25 protein-coding genes are annotated in these 19,273 nt (G+C 60.9%); 21 read left to right on the forward strand and 4 right to left on the reverse strand.

Annotated features, from left to right (window positions below):
* Nucleotides 1-7 precede the first annotated feature (7 nt).
* From JD971_RS04850 to JD971_RS04865, 4 genes are read left to right on the forward strand one after another with little or no spacing between them, the layout of a single operon-like run.
* Complete coding sequence (locus JD971_RS04850) at nucleotides 8-229, forward strand: helix-turn-helix transcriptional regulator (RefSeq protein ID WP_202086339.1); 222 nt, start codon at nucleotides 8-10, stop codon at nucleotides 227-229.
* Nucleotides 226-1,383, forward strand: coding sequence for a toprim domain-containing protein (locus JD971_RS04855; protein ID WP_202086341.1), 1,158 nt, complete (start codon nucleotides 226-228; stop codon nucleotides 1,381-1,383). Before JD971_RS04850 ends, JD971_RS04855 begins: the two co-directional genes overlap by 4 nt.
* Nucleotides 1,380-1,760, forward strand: coding sequence for a hypothetical protein (locus JD971_RS04860; protein ID WP_202086344.1), 381 nt, complete (start codon nucleotides 1,380-1,382; stop codon nucleotides 1,758-1,760). Before JD971_RS04855 ends, JD971_RS04860 begins: the two co-directional genes overlap by 4 nt.
* Nucleotides 1,760-3,649, forward strand: a complete 1,890-nt coding sequence (locus JD971_RS04865) for a hypothetical protein (protein WP_202086347.1) — start codon at nucleotides 1,760-1,762, stop codon at nucleotides 3,647-3,649. The genes JD971_RS04860 and JD971_RS04865 overlap by 1 nt, the downstream gene beginning before the upstream one ends.
* Before the next feature lie 17 nt (nucleotides 3,650-3,666).
* Here JD971_RS04865 and JD971_RS04870 read toward each other — a convergent pair whose 3' ends face one another.
* The 3 genes from JD971_RS04870 to JD971_RS04880 all read right to left on the reverse strand — a co-directional run bounded on the left by JD971_RS04870 (nucleotide 3,667) and on the right by JD971_RS04880 (nucleotide 5,039).
* Nucleotides 3,667-4,179, reverse strand: coding sequence for a DUF2335 domain-containing protein (locus tag JD971_RS04870; RefSeq protein ID WP_202086349.1), 513 nt, complete (start codon nucleotides 4,177-4,179; stop codon nucleotides 3,667-3,669).
* Nucleotides 4,172-4,471 carry a hypothetical protein gene (locus JD971_RS04875; RefSeq protein ID WP_202086352.1) on the reverse strand — a complete coding sequence of 100 codons (300 nt, stop codon included), beginning with the start codon at nucleotides 4,469-4,471 and terminating at the stop codon, nucleotides 4,172-4,174. The genes JD971_RS04870 and JD971_RS04875 overlap by 8 nt, the downstream gene beginning before the upstream one ends.
* A gap of 343 nt (nucleotides 4,472-4,814) precedes the next feature.
* Nucleotides 4,815-5,039, reverse strand: coding sequence for a hypothetical protein (locus tag JD971_RS04880; protein ID WP_202086355.1), 225 nt, complete (start codon nucleotides 5,037-5,039; stop codon nucleotides 4,815-4,817).
* A gap of 556 nt (nucleotides 5,040-5,595) precedes the next feature.
* On the opposite strand from JD971_RS04880, the gene JD971_RS04885 reads away from it, so the two are divergent.
* The 4 genes from JD971_RS04885 (at nucleotide 5,596) to JD971_RS04900 (ending at nucleotide 7,687) form a co-directional block, all read left to right on the forward strand.
* Nucleotides 5,596-6,096, forward strand: coding sequence for a hypothetical protein (locus JD971_RS04885; protein ID WP_202086357.1), 501 nt, complete (start codon nucleotides 5,596-5,598; stop codon nucleotides 6,094-6,096).
* A gap of 537 nt (nucleotides 6,097-6,633) precedes the next feature.
* Nucleotides 6,634-7,164, forward strand: a complete 531-nt coding sequence (locus JD971_RS04890) for a hypothetical protein (RefSeq protein ID WP_202086359.1) — start codon at nucleotides 6,634-6,636, stop codon at nucleotides 7,162-7,164.
* A 3-nt stretch (nucleotides 7,165-7,167) separates the two neighbouring features.
* The gene (locus JD971_RS04895) at nucleotides 7,168-7,422 is read left to right on the forward strand and encodes a hypothetical protein (protein ID WP_202086361.1); all 255 of its coding nucleotides are present in this window, start codon (nucleotides 7,168-7,170) and stop codon (nucleotides 7,420-7,422) included.
* 43 nt (nucleotides 7,423-7,465) lie between these two features.
* A complete protein-coding gene (locus JD971_RS04900; protein WP_202086363.1) occupies nucleotides 7,466-7,687 on the forward strand; it encodes a hypothetical protein in 222 nt (73 codons plus the stop codon).
* Between the two features lie 131 nt (nucleotides 7,688-7,818).
* Here JD971_RS04900 and JD971_RS04905 read toward each other — a convergent pair whose 3' ends face one another.
* Entirely contained in the window at nucleotides 7,819-8,964 is a 1,146-nt protein-coding gene (locus JD971_RS04905) for a hypothetical protein (RefSeq protein ID WP_202086366.1), read from the reverse strand.
* 266 nt (nucleotides 8,965-9,230) lie between these two features.
* On the opposite strand from JD971_RS04905, the gene JD971_RS04910 reads away from it, so the two are divergent.
* The 13 genes from JD971_RS04910 to JD971_RS04970 all read left to right on the forward strand — a co-directional run bounded on the left by JD971_RS04910 (nucleotide 9,231) and on the right by JD971_RS04970 (nucleotide 19,264).
* Entirely contained in the window at nucleotides 9,231-10,154 is a 924-nt protein-coding gene (locus tag JD971_RS04910) for a phage capsid protein (protein WP_202086368.1), read from the forward strand.
* Between the two features lie 198 nt (nucleotides 10,155-10,352).
* Nucleotides 10,353-10,637 (forward strand): hypothetical protein, encoded by a 285-nt coding sequence (locus JD971_RS04915; RefSeq protein ID WP_202086369.1) that lies wholly within the window; start codon nucleotides 10,353-10,355, stop codon nucleotides 10,635-10,637.
* 137 nt (nucleotides 10,638-10,774) lie between these two features.
* Nucleotides 10,775-10,996: a hypothetical protein gene (locus JD971_RS04920; protein WP_202086371.1), complete on the forward strand. Its 222-nt coding sequence runs from the start codon at nucleotides 10,775-10,777 to the stop codon at nucleotides 10,994-10,996.
* 226 nt (nucleotides 10,997-11,222) lie between these two features.
* Nucleotides 11,223-11,879: a hypothetical protein gene (locus JD971_RS04925; protein ID WP_236672369.1), complete on the forward strand. Its 657-nt coding sequence runs from the start codon at nucleotides 11,223-11,225 to the stop codon at nucleotides 11,877-11,879.
* Between the two features lie 188 nt (nucleotides 11,880-12,067).
* Nucleotides 12,068-14,764, forward strand: a complete 2,697-nt coding sequence (locus JD971_RS04930; RefSeq protein ID WP_202086375.1) for a hypothetical protein — start codon at nucleotides 12,068-12,070, stop codon at nucleotides 14,762-14,764.
* Nucleotides 14,761-15,021 (forward strand): hypothetical protein, encoded by a 261-nt coding sequence (locus tag JD971_RS04935; RefSeq protein ID WP_202086376.1) that lies wholly within the window; start codon nucleotides 14,761-14,763, stop codon nucleotides 15,019-15,021. The genes JD971_RS04930 and JD971_RS04935 overlap by 4 nt, the downstream gene beginning before the upstream one ends.
* An 11-nt stretch (nucleotides 15,022-15,032) precedes the next feature.
* The gene (locus tag JD971_RS04940) at nucleotides 15,033-15,503 is read left to right on the forward strand and encodes a hypothetical protein (protein WP_202086378.1); all 471 of its coding nucleotides are present in this window, start codon (nucleotides 15,033-15,035) and stop codon (nucleotides 15,501-15,503) included.
* A gap of 35 nt (nucleotides 15,504-15,538) precedes the next feature.
* Nucleotides 15,539-15,922 carry a hypothetical protein gene (locus JD971_RS04945; protein ID WP_202086380.1) on the forward strand — a complete coding sequence of 128 codons (384 nt, stop codon included), beginning with the start codon at nucleotides 15,539-15,541 and terminating at the stop codon, nucleotides 15,920-15,922.
* A complete protein-coding gene (locus JD971_RS04950) occupies nucleotides 15,915-16,445 on the forward strand; it encodes a lysozyme (protein ID WP_202086381.1) in 531 nt (176 codons plus the stop codon). The genes JD971_RS04945 and JD971_RS04950 overlap by 8 nt, the downstream gene beginning before the upstream one ends.
* Nucleotides 16,446-16,598: 153 nt before the next feature.
* Nucleotides 16,599-16,814 carry a hypothetical protein gene (locus JD971_RS04955; RefSeq protein WP_202086382.1) on the forward strand — a complete coding sequence of 72 codons (216 nt, stop codon included), beginning with the start codon at nucleotides 16,599-16,601 and terminating at the stop codon, nucleotides 16,812-16,814.
* Nucleotides 16,811-17,215, forward strand: a complete 405-nt coding sequence (locus JD971_RS04960) for a hypothetical protein (protein WP_202086383.1) — start codon at nucleotides 16,811-16,813, stop codon at nucleotides 17,213-17,215. Before JD971_RS04955 ends, JD971_RS04960 begins: the two co-directional genes overlap by 4 nt.
* Nucleotides 17,216-17,234: 19 nt before the next feature.
* Complete coding sequence (locus tag JD971_RS04965) at nucleotides 17,235-17,582, forward strand: hypothetical protein (RefSeq protein ID WP_202086385.1); 348 nt, start codon at nucleotides 17,235-17,237, stop codon at nucleotides 17,580-17,582.
* A 689-nt stretch (nucleotides 17,583-18,271) separates the two neighbouring features.
* Complete coding sequence (locus JD971_RS04970; protein WP_236672370.1) at nucleotides 18,272-19,264, forward strand: Ppx/GppA phosphatase family protein; 993 nt, start codon at nucleotides 18,272-18,274, stop codon at nucleotides 19,262-19,264.
* Nucleotides 19,265-19,273: the final 9 nt, after the last annotated feature.

The following is a 19,273-nucleotide window of genomic DNA, read 5'->3' on the forward strand; positions in this document are numbered from 1 at the left end:
CAGCCCTATGAAACACAAGGCCGGATCGAAGCTGCGCCAATGGCGTGAAGCGCAACGCCCCCCGATGACGCGGGAGCAGCTGGGCGAAAGGCTCGGCTGCAAGGGGTTGCAGATATATCGCTGGGAAGAAGGCGGACAAGTCGCGAGCGCGGCGAATATCCACCATCTGCAAACACTCGGTATCTGCACGCTCGAAGACTGGTTCCTGTCGGCGGAGCGGGCGGCGTGACCGACACTGGCGAGCTTTCCGCGCGCGATATTGCGCAGATGCTGAATGCGCAGGCCGAAGCGCTGGCGTGGTCGCTGTTTCCGGCGGGGCACAAGGCGGGCGGGTTCTTCTGTATCGGGTCGATCGACGGGGAAAAGGGGCAGAGCCTCAAAATCCGGTTGAAGGGATCGCGGCAAGGCACCTGGGCCGATTATTCGAAGGCGCGCGGGGAGCCTGGCGCGCAGGGCGACATGCTCAAGCTGTTGCAGGCGACGATTGCCGACGGGGATCTTGCCGCCGCCGTGCGCGAGGCCAAGAAATTCCTCAACCTCGAAAGCATGGACCCGCGCGCGTTGGAGCGGCAGCGCAAGCGGGCGCAGCTTTCCGCCGAGCGGGCCGCGCTGCGCGAAGCCAGCGACAAGGAAAAGACACGGATCAACGCGCGGCGGCTGTGGTGGGCGGCGAGCCCCCTCACCCCGTCTTCGCCGCCGGTGCTTTACCTGCAAGGGCGCGGGATCGATTTCGCGCATCTTGGCAAGCTGCCCGGTGCGATCCGGTTTCATCGCGGCGTGTGGCAACCCGAATTGCGGCGCGAGGTGCCGGCGATGGTCACCGCCTTTACCGACCTTTCCGGGCAGCATGCGGGCACGCATTGCACGTTCCTGCAACGCGAAGCCGATGGGCGGTGGGTCAAGCTGCGCGGGGTGGCGACGGTCAAGAAGATCGTCGGGCGGACCTATTGGGGGGCGCATATCCCGCTCTGGAAAGGGGTGCAGCGCGGCAAGCTGGCGGATATTCGGCCAGGCACGCCGGTCGATGTCGCCGAAGGCATCGAGGACGGTTTATCGTTTGCCATGGCGGACCCCGCCGCGCGGGTGATTGCGGCCGGCACGCTGGGCAATATCGCGGCGCTTCGCCTGCCCCCACAGGCGGGCACGATGAACATTCTGGCCCAGCGCGACCCCGATGGGTCGATGGCGGCGGCATCGTTGGAAAAGGCGATCGCCGACCAGCAGCGCATCGCGCGGAGCGACGGGAGCGGGCGGCAGGTTGCGTGCCGGTGGACGCCCGAAGGCATCAAGGATTGGAACGACTGGTTGCAGCAGCTGCGCCGCGATGACGCGGATGCGGATGCCGATGCCCAGGGCGAACCGGACGGGGAGCAGGACCGATGACGACATTCGACACGATTGCCATTCAACCGGCACTATCGCGCGATCCGTGTTTCCGGTGTGGCGTGCCCGGCGCGAAGGGATGCGCGCATCAATTGCCGTTCGAACCTGCACCCGCGCCTGCATTCCGCCCCGCGCAGGAGAAGTCCCCCGTTTCCCGGCGCACGGCGAAAGGCGGTGGATCATTAGAGACGCAGACCGAAGCGAGCGATTTGCGCGAAGAGGTCATGCGGTTCCTCGTGACCCATGACATGAGCAAGCTCCAATTCACGACCCGCGCCCGGCTGCCCAAACGGTTCGTGGTGGAGATGATGGATGGCACGTCGCCAAGCGCAAGCGCCACCGAGAAAGCCCGCAAGTTCATGGCCGCGCACGGCTGATGGCGGGGTTGGACGACATGAAGAATGCGGCGCCGATCGCGGCGCCGGACATGACGGCGGCGGAAGGCGCGCCCGAAGCCGACGGGCACGGGCCGCAATTGCCGCAGCCGTGCCCGGTGACGCCATTGGGCGTGCTGGGGTCCAAGATACAGTTTCTCGACCGGCTCAACCAGTTGCAGACGGTGGCGACCGAGTGCCGCAAGAACGACATGACGCTGTGGTTCGGCGATGGCTACCTGATCGGCCATTTCCCGCAATACAAGAAGGGGAAGGATGGCGAACCGGGCGACGTTGACGGGTTCAATCAGAAAACAGCCTCCGCAGCACTCGTCGAAGATTGCGCGACCAAGGGCATTTTCAATCCGGCGGGCCGGGTGTTCGGACGCGGGGCGCATGTGGCGCGGGGCGACGAGGACCAGATGGTGCTCCACCTGGGATCGAAGCTGCTCATTGCCAATGCCCCCGACAAGAAGGGGAAGCGGCGCAAGGACGTGATTACCGCGCGGGCGGGTGCGCTCGACGTGCCGGGGCATGGCACGTTGTATTTTCCCGCGCGCCCGTCCCTGCCCCCGATCGCCGACAAGGCCAGCGCGGCGGCGGATGGGCGCGAGCTGCTGTCGCTGCTCGGCAAGTGGTATTGGGTAGACCCGGATGCGTCGACGCTGCTGCTACTCGACGGGATTGCGCAGATGTTCATTTGCGGGGCACTCCCGTGGCGTTCGCATATCTGGCTCGCCGGGCCGACAGCGGCGGGCAAGTCGAGCCTGCAAACGCTGATCCGGTCGATCCACGACGGGGATTGGTGCCTTCACACAGAGGATTCGAGCGAGCGGCGGCTTCGTCAGACGCTGGACAACGATACGCTGCCCGTGTTGATCGACGAGGCCGAGGCGCACGATAACCCGGAGAAGCTGAAGAATATCCTCAACCTGATGAAGAAGGGGTCGAGCGGCGGCAAGATTCATCGCGGCGGCGCCGACGACAAGGGGCACGAATTCGTGGTGCGGTCGAGTTTCATCCTGTCCAGCGTGCTGCACGCCTCGATGCGCGGGGAGGATCGCAACCGCATTGCCATCCTCGAAATGCGGGAGGTGCCATTGGAAGTGCCGCCGCTCGAACTGGAAGAGGCGACCTGGCGCGTGATGGGGCGGCGGATGCACCGGCGCATGATCGACCAGTGGCCGCGATATCTGCACACGCTGAACCTCTATAAGCGGGCCATCGCGGCGCAGCGATACGAAGGGCGGTGGCAGGACACCTATGGCACGCTGCTCGCCTGTGCCGACCTGCTCCTTTACGATACGGCGCCCGATAGCGGGGCAATGCACGAGGAAGGGATGGAGCGCATCCATTCGGCGGTGGCGAAGATATTGCCGATGATGACGCGGGGCAAGTCGGAGGCACGGACCGACGTGGAGCGTGTGCAGATGCATCTCATGTCCCACATGCTGCCCGGTGCGCATGGCAAGCCGGGCGAGCCGGTGGGCGTGTGGCTGGACCGCGCGATGAAGACCAAGGTGGTGCCCGGGCAGTTCGAAACGTCTCCGGTGCAGGAAGGGCCGGATCACGATGCGCGCGAAAAGCTGAAAAGCCACGGGCTGCGCGTGATCGAGGTCGAACCGAACAAAAGCGGCGGATGGAAATTCGGCGGGGATGCCAAGCTTGACGATGCAGGCTGGGCGGAGGGGTATCTGGCCGTCGCCTATTCCACCAACAAGGCGCTGGCCGAGATATTCCGCGGCTCCGAATGGGCGGGCGATGGTTACCTGCAATCGCTGGGCAAGATTCCGGGGGCGAAGAAGGGGATCAAGATACGGTTCGCCGGGCGATCGGCGCCGGATAATGCGCTGGCGGTGCCTTTGGCGGCGTTGATGGGTGGGGATGAGTGATGGGGCTCGCGCGAAACTTATTTATCCTGATTGGGTTGCCGTGTTTCGTGTTTACCCTGAAAATAGAAACGCATGATAGGCGTAATAACCGCTGGACTTGCCAGCCCTATTGCTACAGCAGTATGTCCGGTAATAGCGAGATAAATAGCTCCAAGCAAAGCCACCATCATCGCTACAAAGCCCATCCATTGGCCTTGAGATACCGCACGAGAGCGGCCATTAAGTTGTGCCTGCATAAATTTGTGATAAGCGGCTTGTTCATCTTCAGCCATTTTTAGGATGCGCTCAGGCGCATCCGGCACAACTTCTCCATATCCCCTAAATTGTTCGACCGATGGCAACGGACCAGCATGCATTTGACGCTGGGATATATATATCTCACCTTCAACACCCTCGCCCTCACCCTCGTCCGAAGGAGAGAGGACTACGGGTACATAGTTTCCCTCGTCGTCCCGAGTGTAAAGCCCTACATCGCCAGAAAGATTATTCTGCTCATCGTCACCCGGATGGCCAGGATTCGGGTTATTCACTTTCCAACTCAGTCACACGTTCCATAGCAGCAGATATGTATTTACCTACCTTTTGAAAACAGCGAACGCGTTCAAACTCAACTTCACCCAACTCCCAAGTCGCCAAACTTTCAGGTGCAATGAAGCTGTCGAAAACCGAGAAGAAGCCCATCACTCGGGCATCGGAGTTACTCTTCCCCCAAGTTTCACAGGAAATTATGCGCCCACTTCGTCCGGCTACACGCTGGACGTGCGCAACGCGATGGGCGAGTTCGCTCGGTGTCAATCCGTGCTTTTTGATCATAACGTTCATGTGCCATCTCCGAGATGAATAACGAGCTAACGAACGATTAGGTCCAGACTACTCGCACCTCTCATCACGCTCTTACCTGTGCACAAATGCGCCCGAGTAAACTCAACGCTGCACCTCAAACGCTCTTGAGCACACTCTTGCGACTCTGGACAAGAGCTTTTCGAATTAGGGTCGCATGGAAAGGGCAGAGAAATGCAGCTCTTCAAGCAAATTTGCTCGACAAGATTTTGAATCGAGTAGCGCATTGACGATCTGAAATATCGATTTTTCGCAGCGCTCCTCACAATTGACTCAGGAGAGAATCGAGTCGCGCCGCATCCGTTCAAGAGCATCCATTCTGATATTACGTGAGCAAGTCGGAAATCATTTCCGACTGCTCCAAGACCGCCATGCCGTCGCAAAACGCATAACGTTCGTTCTTTTCCATATCGGCGAGGATAGCGCGCAAGAGGACCACGACGCGGTCACGTTCGGCGGATGGGTGGGCGCCGAGGATGGCAATTTGGCGGGTTAGCAATACGAGGGCGTGCAGGCTGGCGTCGAGCATAATGGGAACATCGGACGGCATTCACGATCCTTTCACGAGTGCGTTACCGGACCTTTGCGCTGTAGGAAAGTTCTTTATTTGTTCCGTTTTGGGTACGATAGTTTGTGTTGCCCCTTGCCATAAAGATCGCGCTGCTACAGCACGTTAGATCATGTCCCTGTTTCTCGCTGCCGCCCTCGTGATTCCCGCCAGTGAGGTATTTGCCTGCACGCCTGTTCGTGTGCGGGACGGCGATAGACCGCTGGGGTGCTAAGAGGGGTCGCGGATTCGGTTATCGGATATTGGGCGCGGGAGCGCGACCAGACGCGCCGGGTGAACCAGCCCTGCCCCGACGTCGGCGGGATCGAGGCGCGGGATGCTTTGGTGAAGCTCATTGGAATTCAGACAGGCATGTCCGCTTATGGTCATGTCATGGTCGAGGGGCCGGCGATGCGGTGCATGTCGGACGGTGGCGATATAAGCTGTGCGATGGTGAAGAGCGGCCATGCGGTGCGATGGAAACGATATTAGGGGGACCACACGTGTCGGTAGGGGAACTGGCTACCGGTTTGAAACGAGTTTTGCGTATCTGCTGACGATGGCCAAACCCATCCCGCATCGCGATCTGCATAAAAAGCTTGCGACGAAGCCCGAAGGCGGTGTTCCGTGCCCCGTCTGCCTGAAAGTGTTCGAGGATACGCCAGGATGGTGCCTGCATCACGATCATTTGATGAATTTCGCACGCGACGCGTTCAAACGGCTTTCGGTTAGCCTACGCCCTGGTGAGCGGTGGGACACTCTCTGGAATCGCCACGGGGAGGTGTTTCTTGACGCGGTACGTTTCGATCCGATCTATATTTGTGCGCCCTGCAATTCAGGGGATGCAGGCGGCAAGACAATTGGTTGGTGCGGCCTTCCCGGGCGTGTCTATCCCGCCAGCTTTTCAATGAACGTTGCCGAGCTGAATGGGATGCGCGGCTTGCCCAAGGGCGCAGCCAAGCGGGCAAAAGCGCAGAGAATATGGGAGTTATCGAACGGACGGCATATTCAAGATCGGAAGAAGATGGTCCGCCTTGCTGCAGGAATTTTGCGCTCTTAATGCATTCTCGCTCGGGTGGTAGCGGGGGGGGCACGCAAACGACAGGCTGGCTGAAATCTTCCCAAGCGCGCGAACTTTCGCTGAAATATGCTGTTTCGTTGCCGTTTGTGCTGATCACTTCGGGTTGCGGCGGCCTATCTCTAATCCAAAATAGGACTGAAAATGGCAGCGTTCGGTTGACACGCCAGACACCAAGTGTACCGTAATTTTGCTTACCAGATACACATGTGTTAGTTATCAAACTAATAAGGAAATCTGTATGCTCCGTAATGCGACATTCGCCATTGCATCTTTTGTTATGCTTTCTGCGCCAGCGCCGGTTATTGCTCAAGATAATACCGCAGCTTATCATGAATGTCTGGCGTCTTGCCAAGCTTATGGCAACGATTACGGTACGTGCTATACTTACTGCTACGATCTCTACATGAAAGACGGTGAAGAGCCAGGCGCACCGAAGCCTCCTGTCCCCGGAGTTTGCCATAGCAATCTAATTTGCGAGTATCAGTATTAGCATTTGATCCTCAAATGATATCGCAAATGTGGGTATTTTTCCCCTTTGAGCGCGCGGAAAAAGGTGAGATGCGTGTTACGGACAAAGCGCGCGCAATCCTTCATCCTGCCAGTCAGCAGGAGAAAAATGAAACCCTCAGATGGGCGGCACTAGAGCCAAATCTGTTTCGGGAATTGCAAGAACGTTTCCCTGATATGACTCCGCCCGAGGATGGCGTCGTAACATTCTTGAACCGACAGGGATTTAATCAAACTGCCATCGGTCCCGCTGCAAAGGCATATCTTGAAACCTTGCAGTTTTTAAAGGAAGCGGGAGCAAGCGAAAGTCATGGAGTGGGCGCGGACAAAGGCCCAGAATCGCCAATGTCGAAAGGTGATAACGGCATCACCTACGGCGGAGCCCGCGTTGGCGATCTAATTGACTACGATAGTAGCGGAACGATAGCCAATCCTGAGCCGATGAGGGTTCGCGCTCTCTCGGATTATGGAAAGTGGGTCTTTGTCGATGGTAGCGAGACAGGACTCGAAATCGACAGCGTAATTGTGAAGGATCGGTAGGAGGTGGAGTTTCCGCCGCGAGTCGCGACGGAGCAGGCTTTTGGCCAACGGCCTATTCCGCCAAAGCTTCCGCTTCCTAAAGAGGAACACGACGATCAGACCGGCATTGGGATGCGTAAGGCGATGTTCCCTCTCGACGAGGGTGACGTCACCTTGATCTTTCCTGAGGGGATAAGCGCCGATGGCCTTGGCGATCTGGCGGATTATCTCGAAATCTTTCTTAAGAAGGAACGGCGCAACAGGGAGCAATCAAACTGAAGATCGCTCGGCCATCGCGCCGGGCTTTCTCATGGAGGGGTCTATGTCGGAAATCGCAGATGAACTGCGCAATGCGTGCCGGTCCGCCAAGAAGGGCGACACCGTTGTTACCATCCACCTCTTTGGCATTGAACATGCCGAACGGCTGAAGGGGATGGATTTGAAAGCGCTCGCCGCACGAGCGGGAATCAGTGAAACCTACGGGACAGAATTACGAAAGGGCGTCCGTCTTGCAGATTACGTAAAGATCACTGAAAGACCCTAGCGTGGGTCACGCACGTATATAGGTCCCATATAAAATGGGCCTGGGACCTCTGCAGCGATGCCCGGTTCGATAGCTGAATACCTTGAACGATACGAGCACTGTGAAAGCAGCAATTTTTCTATCGCTGACTTTTACGCGACGAGATGGCTTTTTAAGTCGCGAATGCGCTCTCTTACCCACGCCTTTGCCAAGCTCGCCCGTTCTAATGAATCTTCGGAAATCTCCTCGTAATTTGTAAAGGTGAGAAATTCTTCATCATCGCGATGCCACCCATCCGGGCAACCCTCGGTTGCCGCCAGTAGCTGGTTATTTTCTATCGAAACGAAGATTTTTGGTGTGACGGACACAGATATTTGCATGCTTTCTTCGACCAGCAGCCGGTAAGAGCCGGTTTCCGGAAACCAAAGACCGGCATAAATTGTTCCGCCAACATCGGATGCAATGTTTTTTGCCCAGCGACATGCGTAATATAGGCCGGTATGCACCTCCGGCTTCGCGTCTGAGGTTTTCTGATGAGAAAAATCTCCAATATCAGTAACATCATCAAGAAGACTATTGACCAGATGGTCGATCTCTATTCCAAAAATCATGAACAACTGCGCTGCTGCCAATGATTTAGACGAAGGGAATTCGTTCGACATATTATGGTCCTCCAATTGGTGAAAGAACGACGTGCATAGTGCTTTCGCCAGTGTATGTTCCTCTAGCGTCCCGGCGGCATCCAAAAACGCACGGCCTACACCGCTCCACTTTCGCGTTGCGAGGTTAACGCCGCGAAAATTGAGATTGCCAGGGTCGAATTCCTTCGGGCATGAAGTAACATCCGTTAGGAAAACTAGCGTCGGACGGAAGCTCGCAATTCGCGTTTCATCTCGGACCCATTGGGCATAGCCGGCAAGTTGTTCGATCGTCGCGCTATGTTCGATCTTGCTTTCGACCACGATCCACGGCCGTTTTCCGAGGAAAACAACTAGGTCAGGTCTCTGCCCCGTAATTGAGACCTGAGTTTCGACGGTGATCCGAGCACCAACACGAGCTATCTCGCTTATTTCTCCGAGCGGCCTATTTGCCAAATACGAGAGCGCAGCGAGGCCTCGCTCTTCATCAATAGCCAGCAATGCCCTTAAGCAACTCGCAAGGCATTCGGTCATCCAATCTTCAAGGGGTGTGCGGTCACGCTTTTCACCTTCGGCAAACCGTGGGCGATAAGCGAAAAGATCGGAAAAAATGCCTCTGCTCAATGCAAGCTCCAACTCGCCTTGCGATACTGAATTCACTTCAATGCACTCCGTTCAAACCTGAACAATAACTTGCTCGGTTTGGCAAATATAAAGATAGACGGACAGGAAAAAGGCATTGACATATTATTCATGATGGATAATTGAGATTTGCCGGCCTCCCCGCTTTTGCGGCCCCGGATGCTTTTGGCGAAAGAAGCCACGCCCACGCGGATGCGTTACCCGCCAGATCGGCCCGGCAACAGCCGCCTCCCGGTCAAAAACCAAGCACTGATACCGTTTGATTTTTGACCTTAGAGGGAAAGATGGACCATTCCGCAGAACAGCATCGCAATACCGAATATAACGATGCCGTCAGCTTCGAGCTGGCGGCGAAGCCCGGCCTGCTTTCCCCGTTGGTCGGTTCGACCGAGAATTATGCGGGCTCCGCGTCGGCGCGGATCGAGAACCGCTTCGGCGAAGTGGATATGGAAGATTCGGGCGAACGCCTGGGCGACACGAACCTGACCGATACGCCGAGCACCACGCGCCACATCAAGGTGGGCCCTGCCGCCGACGTCGCCGAAATGATCGACAAGAACGATCAGAAGGTCACGCGGGTGCCGCTCAACAGTCCCGTCGCTGCGAACATCGCGACGGCTGCGCGCCGCTATCACGATCGCAAATGGCTGGAAGGCTATTTCGGGATGGGCTGGGAAGGTGAGCAGGGCGATATCGCCGTGCCGTTCAAGTCGGCGAACATCGTCGATCCGGGCGGAACCGGCCTTACCAAGGCGAAGCTGCTCGCGCTGCGCGAACAGATGCTGCTCTCCGATATCGATTTCGAGGAGGAAATGCCGATCCTTCTCATCACGCCCCGACAGGAAACCAACCTGTTCAATATCGAGGAATACAACAATTCTGATTTTCAGGATGGGCACCCGCTGGTGCGCGGAGAAGTCAAGCCATGGCTTGGGTTCCGGTTTGTCGGCTTCAACCCCGACAGCAAGCGCGGATATGGCGAAGCCCGCCACCTGACCAAGCCGGAAGGTAGTACGATCCGCAGCCTGCCCGCGTTCGTGCCTTCGGGCCTGCATCGCGGTGTGTGGACCGAGTTCTGGGGGCATATCGGCCCGCGTCCCGACAAAAAGCTGAACATCCAGCTTTACGGCGAAGCGCGCAGCGCGGTGGTCCGCACCAACGAGGACAAGTGCTTCCTGCTCGAAGTGGACGAGCAGGAAGCGGCCTGATCCCGCACGGGGCCGGTGATCCCGGCCCCGTCATCCATTCACCCATGAAGGGAAGAACCCATGAAATACGGTATCGCTTTCGCATCGGCGTCGGGCAATGACGCATTGCACCGGGCGCCCGGCACGTCGCACAATGCGGCCTAGCGCGATTATTCCAACCATTTCGACCTGGCCACCGATGGCGGGACGGCAGAGGCGATGAAGATTGCGCGACTTGGTCCCGGCTGCGTCGTGAAGGAAACGCTGATCGAGGCGAGCGCCGATCTTTCGGCGGTGAACTTTACGATAGGGACCGAGAGCGAGCCGGCGAAATATGGGGCGGCGATCGCCGGTCCCGCCGCCAACGGGGCGAAGATCGTTTATCCCCCGCTCGCCCGCAAGCTGGATGCGAATGCGCGCGCCGAGGACGTTTTCCTGTTTCCCTCCGCCGCGATCGCGGGCGCGGGCGCGGTGCGCACCACGCTGCGCGCAAGCCACCGGTAACCCCTTACGGCGGCGGGCTATCCTCTCCCCGCCCGCCGCCTCCACCTGTGGCGCGCCGGTTCCGGGTAACGGACCAGTCTTAACGAAGGGATCGGGAAAGACAGGCCGGCGCGCCACTTTTTTGAACGGATGCCGCCATGTCCACGCGCACGCAAACCAGCATCGTCAACGATGCGCTGACGCGGATCGGCAGCACCCGCAAGCTGATCGATATTGGCGACCCCGGCCAGCTCGCCGAGGATGCGCGGGCCATGTGGAGCAGCACCGTCGACGACGCGATTGCCAGCCATCCGTGGAACTTCGCAATCCGCCGGGCGCGGCTCAACCGGGCAGCGGAGATTCCCGCGCCGGGATATTGACCCTGCTGCTGCGCGTGAAGGCGAAGCAAGGCCGCTAAGCGGGCCGGAACTGGCGGCGATCCCGCGAGACGAGCGCACGCGGTTTCTCGATAGCGATGGGGCGGATGCACGGGCGCAGGCCGACAGCCTGGCGCATGATGCGCGCATGGAACGCGAAGCGCGCGGCGCAGCCCTTCGCGCGGCGCTGCGGCAATCGGCAGACATGGCGCCGATTGAAACGCCGCGAATGGCTCGCAATGCGCAGGAAGCTTCAGAAATCGCGCGCCGCGAATTTCTCGACAAGCCGCTGACCGATGCCGATGGCACCATCGAAATGCGGGTGTCGAAAGGCAACATCAAGAAGCTGACGCATGGCAGCGCGGTTGAGAAATCCGTATCGCGCCTGGCGCATTTCCAAGCCGTGGCGAACCTGGACCACCTCATTGCCGGCGCCCGCGAGATTCACAGCGGCGCCGACATAAAGGCGCTCGAAGCCGGGCGACCGCGCGAAAAGCACGATATTGCCGCGATCCGGATTTTCATGGCGCCGATGCGGTTTGAAGATCGGCAGGTCGGCGTGGCTTTGCTCGTCAAGGAAACCCGGAGCGCCGTGGAAGCCAATCGCATCTACACGCTTGAGGCCATGGCGATTGATGGCGATGGGGGATCGATGCGTGGACCCGGTCCGGTAATCCCGCGCGATGGCGGGGGGAAGTCCGGGGCGTATTCTACCGCCACGGACCGGACCGGGTCTGATACGGATATAGAGGCCCGTGCGAGCGCGGACAAGCCCCTCGACAACGGAGCAACATATTTCCTACAAGGGACAAATTTCGGTGAATGCCGAAAAATTGGCGCGATCCGTTATCGAAGGCCTTACCGATTATCGTTGGAGCAGCGATGATGCGGCTGCGTGGGACAAAAAGCTTGATGATTTCTGTAGTCGCTAGGCGCCTCACACATAAGGTCCACGATAAAGCCGCGCCTGCATATTGACCATAGTGGACAACAGGCGTAGGGCGTTGGCTTCGCCGGTTTTCCGATCCCTTCATCCGGCGGTGCGCATTGCTGCGCGCCGCGAAGGGGTTTGTCATGACCGTCGCGAGCGACCGCGTATCACATAGCTACAGGCCCGGCGGGGCGATGGCGCCGGAATCGCTTTCGGGCCTCGTGTTCAAGGCCGCGTCCGACCTGATCGTGACGCGCGAGGACGATGCGACCGGCTTGCCCCGCAAGCTGAGCGCCGGGCGCGATTATGTCATTTCGGGCGATGGCGCGGCGGGCGCGGCGACAATTACGGCCACCGGCGTATGGCCGGATGACACGATCTGGCATGTCGAACGTCGGACCTTCGCGCAGCAGCAGGCCCGTATCATCGCGCACAAGCCCCTGCCCGCCGATGCGTTGGAAGCCGCGCTCGACCACGCGGTCATGGCTGCGCAGGAGGCGCGGGACACGTCGGGGCGGGGTTTCCGCTTTGCGCCGAACGAACCGGGTTTCGACATTCCTTCGCGCCAGCGTCGCCGGTCGGCGTTTCCGGGTTTCGATTATCTTGGCGATCCCGTGCTGTTGCAGGTCGGTGATTTCCGAGGGGCGAAGGGCGAGCCGGGCGGGAATGTCATGGCGGTGGGCCTTGCGACCGATTTATGGGGCGTGTCAGTGCCGCCGGGCACGGATATCGTGTCCACGTCGGGCCACGACACGCCGGGCATTGGTGCGGCGCTCTATGTCGCCGACGATCTGGCCGACGCGGACCTGCTCGCGGCGCACCCGCGCTTTGTCTTTCAGACCGCGAACGGGCGCATTTTCCGCCTGCGCGGGGATGGTTCGGCGTTGACGGCGGAACAGATGGGCGCGCGTGGCGCCATTGGTCCGGGGCTTGCTGCCGCCAATTGCCAGCCCGCCCTTGCCGCCGGTGTCCGCTACATGGAGGCGGTGGGTATCGGGCAGATGGCCATGACGAAGCCCTATTATCAACCGTGGGCACCTTATCGCGTTTCCGACCCCGAAGATCAGTTCGCGCAGGACGGCATTCATTTCGTCCACACGCGACCCATTTCCATCGTTTCGACATGCGGCGGCACGACGATGGACTATCGCACGTTTAACGGCGGCGATCCACGCACCGAATGGCAGGTCGTGAACGGGAAAATATGGCGGGGCGTCGGGCATCAGCTCGTCCGCAAGTTGGAGCGGCCCGACGATCCGTCGGAATATGCGGCGCTGCACCTGCACGACATGCACCTTTACACCACGACGAAATACACCGGCCAGGGCTTCTGGCCTGCCGATCCTGTCACCGGCGATGGCTGGGACAACCAGAGCCACAAATTCGTGCAGATGCAGCCCGATGGGTTCAACGAGGGCGAGGTGCGCGTCACCGGCACGTCGAGCATCGTGGGGTGGCGCGGCGAGTGTTTCTATCTGGCTTCGGGCAGCACGGGCATTTTCGACGGTAATATCCGCATTGCGGAAACGAACGGTCAGGCCATCAACCCCAACGATGTGCGCAAGCTGATCGTGCGTGGCAACGTCCTCATTGAAAATTGCTATTTCAGCATCGAGGGCAAGGGCGGCGAAGGGTCGATCGTGCAATGCACGATCCGCAACACGAAGGGCGGGCATCTTCAAGGCGGCGCGTTCAATTTCGATCCGTCGCGCAATTACTGGCCCGCATCGGCGCGACCCGGTGAGAAGGCGCCGATCATGCAGGTCGACGTAAACCAGTATGACAGCCGCATTGGTATTTTTTCGAACGTGCAGGGCCGGATCAAGAGCGTTGACAGTTCCGTCACCGTCGACACCACCGCGCTTTCGGTGGTGAACGGACAGGTCGCAGCGCCCGCCGATGCGCACACGATCGACCTCGAACTCCATGCGTGGGCCGACCGCAGTTCGGATCATATCCCGCTTACGCTGTTCGGGATCAACGACGACAGCTTGGGGCTCGCCACCGGGCAGCGGGGCATTCACGATTGCCGGTTCAAGGTGCATTGCTATCGCACCGAACGCGCCATCGCGGAGGGCAAGTATTTTGCCAGCGCGGTGCAATATGGCGGCTCGATCGGCGAGCGGGTCATCATCGAGGATGGCAGCGGCGAGAGCCTGACTGGCGTTGCGCTGGCGCCGGCGACCGTGGTTCGCGATTTTCACCCGCTGTTCCGGGGCAATCGCTTTCGCTCTACGCAGCCCGAGCAGTCGATGCCATCGGTCAATCTGCAAAACAATTCGGCGTTCGCGATCATCGGCGATCAGATGGTTCTGCGCTCGCACACGCCGGGCGATATATACGCATGGATCAATGGCGCCGTGCCGTTCAGCGTCGCCACGGACTGGGTGCAGGACGGGCAGGAGCTCACGCTCTATAATTTCCAGACCGGCAGCTTTCCCATGCTGGCGTTCAATCGCTTCGACAATCGCCTCGCGCGCGCGGTGATTCCGCCGGGTGCGTCGATGACGCTCGCCGCGCGGGTGGTGAGCGGGGCGCTGGCGTGGACGATCACGCGCCCGCCCCCGCCGCTTACGAATGCGCGCGACATCGACTTTGCAAGCGTCCTGGTCCCGGCCGGTGGCGTGTCCGCGCCGCAATCGATTTCGGTGACGGGCGCCCACAACCGGCTGCGCGGCGACGTGACATTCGCCGGCGGGGCGATGGGCGACGATTTCGAGATCGTGCAGGTCCGCTGCACGCCGGACGAAGTGCGTTTCCGCCTGCGCAACAATGGCGATGCCGAGGCGCAGCCGCCTACGGGCGAATATCAGGCCACCGCGAGAGGGCAGGAGCAATGAGCGAATTGAGCGAGAAAGGCCGGGTGCGACTGTCCAAGATGACAGGCGATTTCATCGCGGTCGGCGATGTGGTCCCGATGCCGGAGGTTTTCGGGCCGGGCATTACGCCGGAAATGCCATCGCCGACCGGGGAGCCGGTCGACCTGCCGCTTGCGTTTTACGAAACGCTGCGATCCCCGTCCGGTGTGTCGATCATAGGTTGGCGGCTGACCGCCGAAGGCCGTGCAGCGCGCGACCAGGTGCAGGGGGCTGCGTGATGGAGCTCGTCATGGCGCTGACGAATGGCTTGCGCAGCTGGGGTGCGTCGGCGCTTTTGTTCGCTTCACCGATCATTGCGGCCTTCATGGTGACGGCGGTGCGCGGCGCGGCCATGGCGATGCGCTGCGAGCGCGCCTTTGCGGTGGACGATGGCGCACCGAACCGGGCGCTGGCCGTGTTCATGCTGGCGCTGTGGCGCGAGGGCAATTCGATCGATTTTCGGGTGAATGCCTGGGTGATGGTCCTCCTGCTGATCTTCCTCGGCCTGGCGGGCACAGGCATTGTCGTGGCCGTCAATTTCATGCCGATGGGCCTCTACGATCCGGCGCTGACCGTGGTGATGCTGTTCGCGTGGGCGGTCATCGCCAGTGCGGGGTGGATCTTCACCGTGAGCCAGGCACCGAAGCCCGCAAGCATGGGCATGGCCGCGATCGTTCTGCTCATCACCTTCATGGGCATCAATGTCCGGGGGCTGGCGTGAGCGTCGCGGCGGCATCCGCCAAGCAAGGCGCATTGATGGCAACGGCCGTGGCCGTGCCGGGCCTTGTGATGCAGGTCGACGAAATCGTGTGGTTCGTCGCGCTTCCCATCGTGGCATCGTGGTTCGGGTTGGTCGGCCTCGCCTTTTTTGAACAGCGGCCATTGGCGCAGGTGTTTTCGCAACTGGCCGGGGCGGTCTTCCTCGGCGGGGTGGTCGGCATCGTGGCAATGGCGGTGATCGCCACCATGGCGTTGCGCGGCGAAGTGGCCGCGTTTTTCACCCTCTCGATCGCGATGGCCCCCGCCGTGATCGGCAAGATGATCGGCAAGGTGGGGCCGAAGCTGCTTTCAAGCGCGGTCGATAGCATCGCCGGCAGCATGGGATTCGAGCGCAAGAAGAAGGATGAAGGCGATGAGTGATATTCGCGATCAGATTTTCGGACCCGTGCGGGAGCATGGGCGCCAAGGCGTGTTCAACGAGGCCGGCACGATCCCCGCATTGGACAACCTGCTCGACAGTTTCGGTGTGCCGACTGCGCGGGCTGGCTGCACCGAGATTACGCCGCGCATCGCCGCCGAGCTGATCGGGCATGAAGGCATTGTGCTCGAAGCATACAAGGATAGCGTCGGGGTGTGGACGTGGAGCGTCGGCCTCGCCGAAACAGGCGGGCACGATGTGCAGCTTTACAAGGACAATCCGCAAACGATGGCCGCTGCTTTGCAGGCGTTCGTTCGCGAATTGGAGCGCACCTATCTGCCTCCGGTCCTGCGCGCCTTTGCAGGCAAGCCATTGAGCGAAGCGCAGCTCGGCGCGGCGCTGTCGTTCCACTATAACACGGGCGCGATCGAGCGGGCCGAATGGGTCAAACGCTACATGGCGGGCGACGTGGCAGGCGCGCGAGCGGCCATCATGAACTGGGTCCGGACTGCGGTTCTGACCTAGACGCCTGGCGGAGCAGCGGCTGTTTTTCGACGGGCGTTGGGCAGGCGATGGCACCGCGCTGGTCTATGATGTGGCGAAGCCCAGCTACAAGCCTGTGCATGGGCGCCGCCGCCCGGTCCTCTCGATGCTGGAAAGTCTGCTGGGGGATGGCGCATGAACATCTGCGATACGGTGGCTTTCCAGATTGCCGAAAAGGGATGGCGTCCGTTCATGGGGTGGGGATTCGCCCTCGCCGCCGTGGGCTTTGCCATGAAGGCAGTGATTTACGAACCGTCCGCGATCGACACGTTCGGTGCGCTGGCAGCGGCGGCGGCGGGTGGCTTTGCTGTGCGCGCGGTCGAGAAGCACAAGCGGGACAAGGCGGAATGAGCTGGATCGTCGCCGTGCTCGCCCGTTGGGGCGTGCCCGAAGCAGTGCGCCGCCCGCTCGGCACGGTTCTCCTGGTGCTAACCCTTGCCATCGCTGTGGTCGCGGCGTGGTCGCTCTGGCTGCGCGCGCACGATGCGGCGGTCATCGAACGGCATGACACGGCGCGCGAGGTCGAAGCCGGCGCGGCGCGCGAGACGGCGGCGGGTGAGCGGGTGGACGACGCGCTGCGCAACGAGGCGAACGAAAGGAAGAACCGTGAAGCGATCGACAATGCGCCGAAGGGCGGCACGCTGGATCCTGCTGCCCATGCTCTTGCTTGCCAGCGGTTGCGCAACCTCGGGCGCATACCCGCCGCTTGCCGATCTTCAAGCTGCGGTGGAGGCGAAGCCAGTGCCGAGTGACGCTATCGCGTCTGACCCGGTGGCCAACGCGCATTACAATGCGGCCATCGAGGGCTGGGGCGATCGGGTGTGGAGCGCCGGCGCGCGGCTGTGCCGATTCTTTGCCGCTACCGATATGCCGGGGTGGATTTCTGCCCGCCGGCGCCGGGGAAGAGTGATGCCACGCGCGAAGATTGATCCGCGCTACCTGGCTCGCGTCCAGCAACAGCAAGTGGCCGTCGTGAACAAGGAAGCGGCCACCGCCGTCAAAAAAGTCGAAACGCGGGTGCAGACGATCGACGATGAATTGCAGGCGATCGATGTGCCGACGATCAACGCCAAGCTGGACGACTATCAAAATCGACTTGCGCAGCTTGAGGCGCAATAAGTCGGTGCGACTTGAAGCGCAAAAGCGGTCGAGGTCGCGCGTGTTCTTATAGCTAAGTCATTGATTTTGCACGGTCGTATGGGAACTTGCCATTAGACGACGGGGCATCATTCATCGGGCCGTGCCGCGATGGAAGCGGTGCCTCTAAATAGCGGAGTTCTGCGGGTCAAGGGGTTTCTTCCCTGCGATTTGAGTCATGCTGCGAATGACCCGTGCGACACAGACCCTGCGTCCAATTTCCGTTCGCGCGGAACACGGCATGTTGCAAACTTGCTACATTGCCGGTGTGCGGTTATCCTTATCGTCAGGTTCCCCGTGGCGGTTCAGTGTCACGGCTTGAAAACACATTGATAGAGTAACGCCATGGCGGAAACATCCCCGCCGGCATCGCAGGAAAAGGATCGTCGCGGCCCGCCCGAAACGGCAAAGCCACCCGCCGATTCGGGAAAAGAGCGAAAAAAGCGCTCGCATCGTTCCAGACGCGTTTCCGGCCGAAAGAAAAGCGAAAAATCCGCCCGGCGTACGCGTCATCCGGCGTCTGTGGAAACACATGTCGACGCGGCGTCCCGGCGCCCCCCTTCGGCCGAAGACGCGCCGATCGTGATCCTCCCCAAAACACCGCGTATGGATGGCCCGCCGGCGCCGGGGCCCCGAAACGCCCCGGCCAACGCCGCCAGGCCTACGCCGCCATCGACCTCGGCACCAATAATTGCCGCCTGCTCATCGCGCGACCGTCGGGCGAGAATTTCGTCGTGATCGATGCCTTCAGCCGGGTGGTACGGCTGGGCGAAGGGCTGGCGCATACCGGCAGGTTGAGCGATGCGGCGATGGAACGCACGATGGCCGCGCTGCACGTGTGCGCGGACAAGCTGCGCCGCCGCAACGTCCATCTCGCCCGCAGCGTCGCGACCGAGGCCTGCCGCCGTGCGGAGAACGGCCCCGCCTTCATCGAGCGCGTGCGCGAGGAAACCGGCATCGCGCTCGACATCATCAGCGCGCAGGAAGAAGCGCGGCTCGCCGTGCTGGGCTGCCACGTGTTGCTCGAACAGGGCGAAGGGCCGATGATGATCTTCGACATCGGCGGCGGCTCGACCGAGCTCGTGCTGATCGAGACGGGCGATGTCGTGCCGCGCATCATGGACTGGCAATCGGTGCCGTGGGGCGTCGTTTCGCTCACGGAAAGCTTCCCGCCCGCGCAGGACGAGGACGATGCCGATCGCCTCGCCCGCTATCGGCAGATGCGCCACGCGGTGCACCACAGTTTTCGCGAATTTTCGCAACGCCTCCAACCGTTCCGCGCGCGCGGCGCCGATGGCGAGGCGCCCCGCCTTCTCGGCACGAGCGGTACCGTGACCACGCTCGCCAGCCTGCATCTCGAATTGCCGCAATATGACCGGCGCGCGGTCGACGGGCTGATCGTGCCTTCCGATGCCATGCGCGACATTGCCGACATGCTGTCGACCGCATCGCCCGAAAAGCGGCAGGAACTGCCCTGTATCGGGCGCGACCGGGCGGAGCTTGTGGTGGCGGGGTGCGCGATTCTCGAAACGATCCTCGACCTCTGGCCGGCGGACCGGCTGGGCGTTGCGGATCGCGGCATTCGCGAAGGCATCCTGCGCAGCCTCATGGCAGGCGTGCTGTCCCCGCAGGACGAACCGACGCGCCCGCCCCGCCCGCTCTGACCCCGATCT

Source organism: Croceicoccus sp. YJ47 (genome assembly GCF_016745095.1).
GTDB lineage: Bacteria > Pseudomonadota > Alphaproteobacteria > Sphingomonadales > Sphingomonadaceae > Croceicoccus.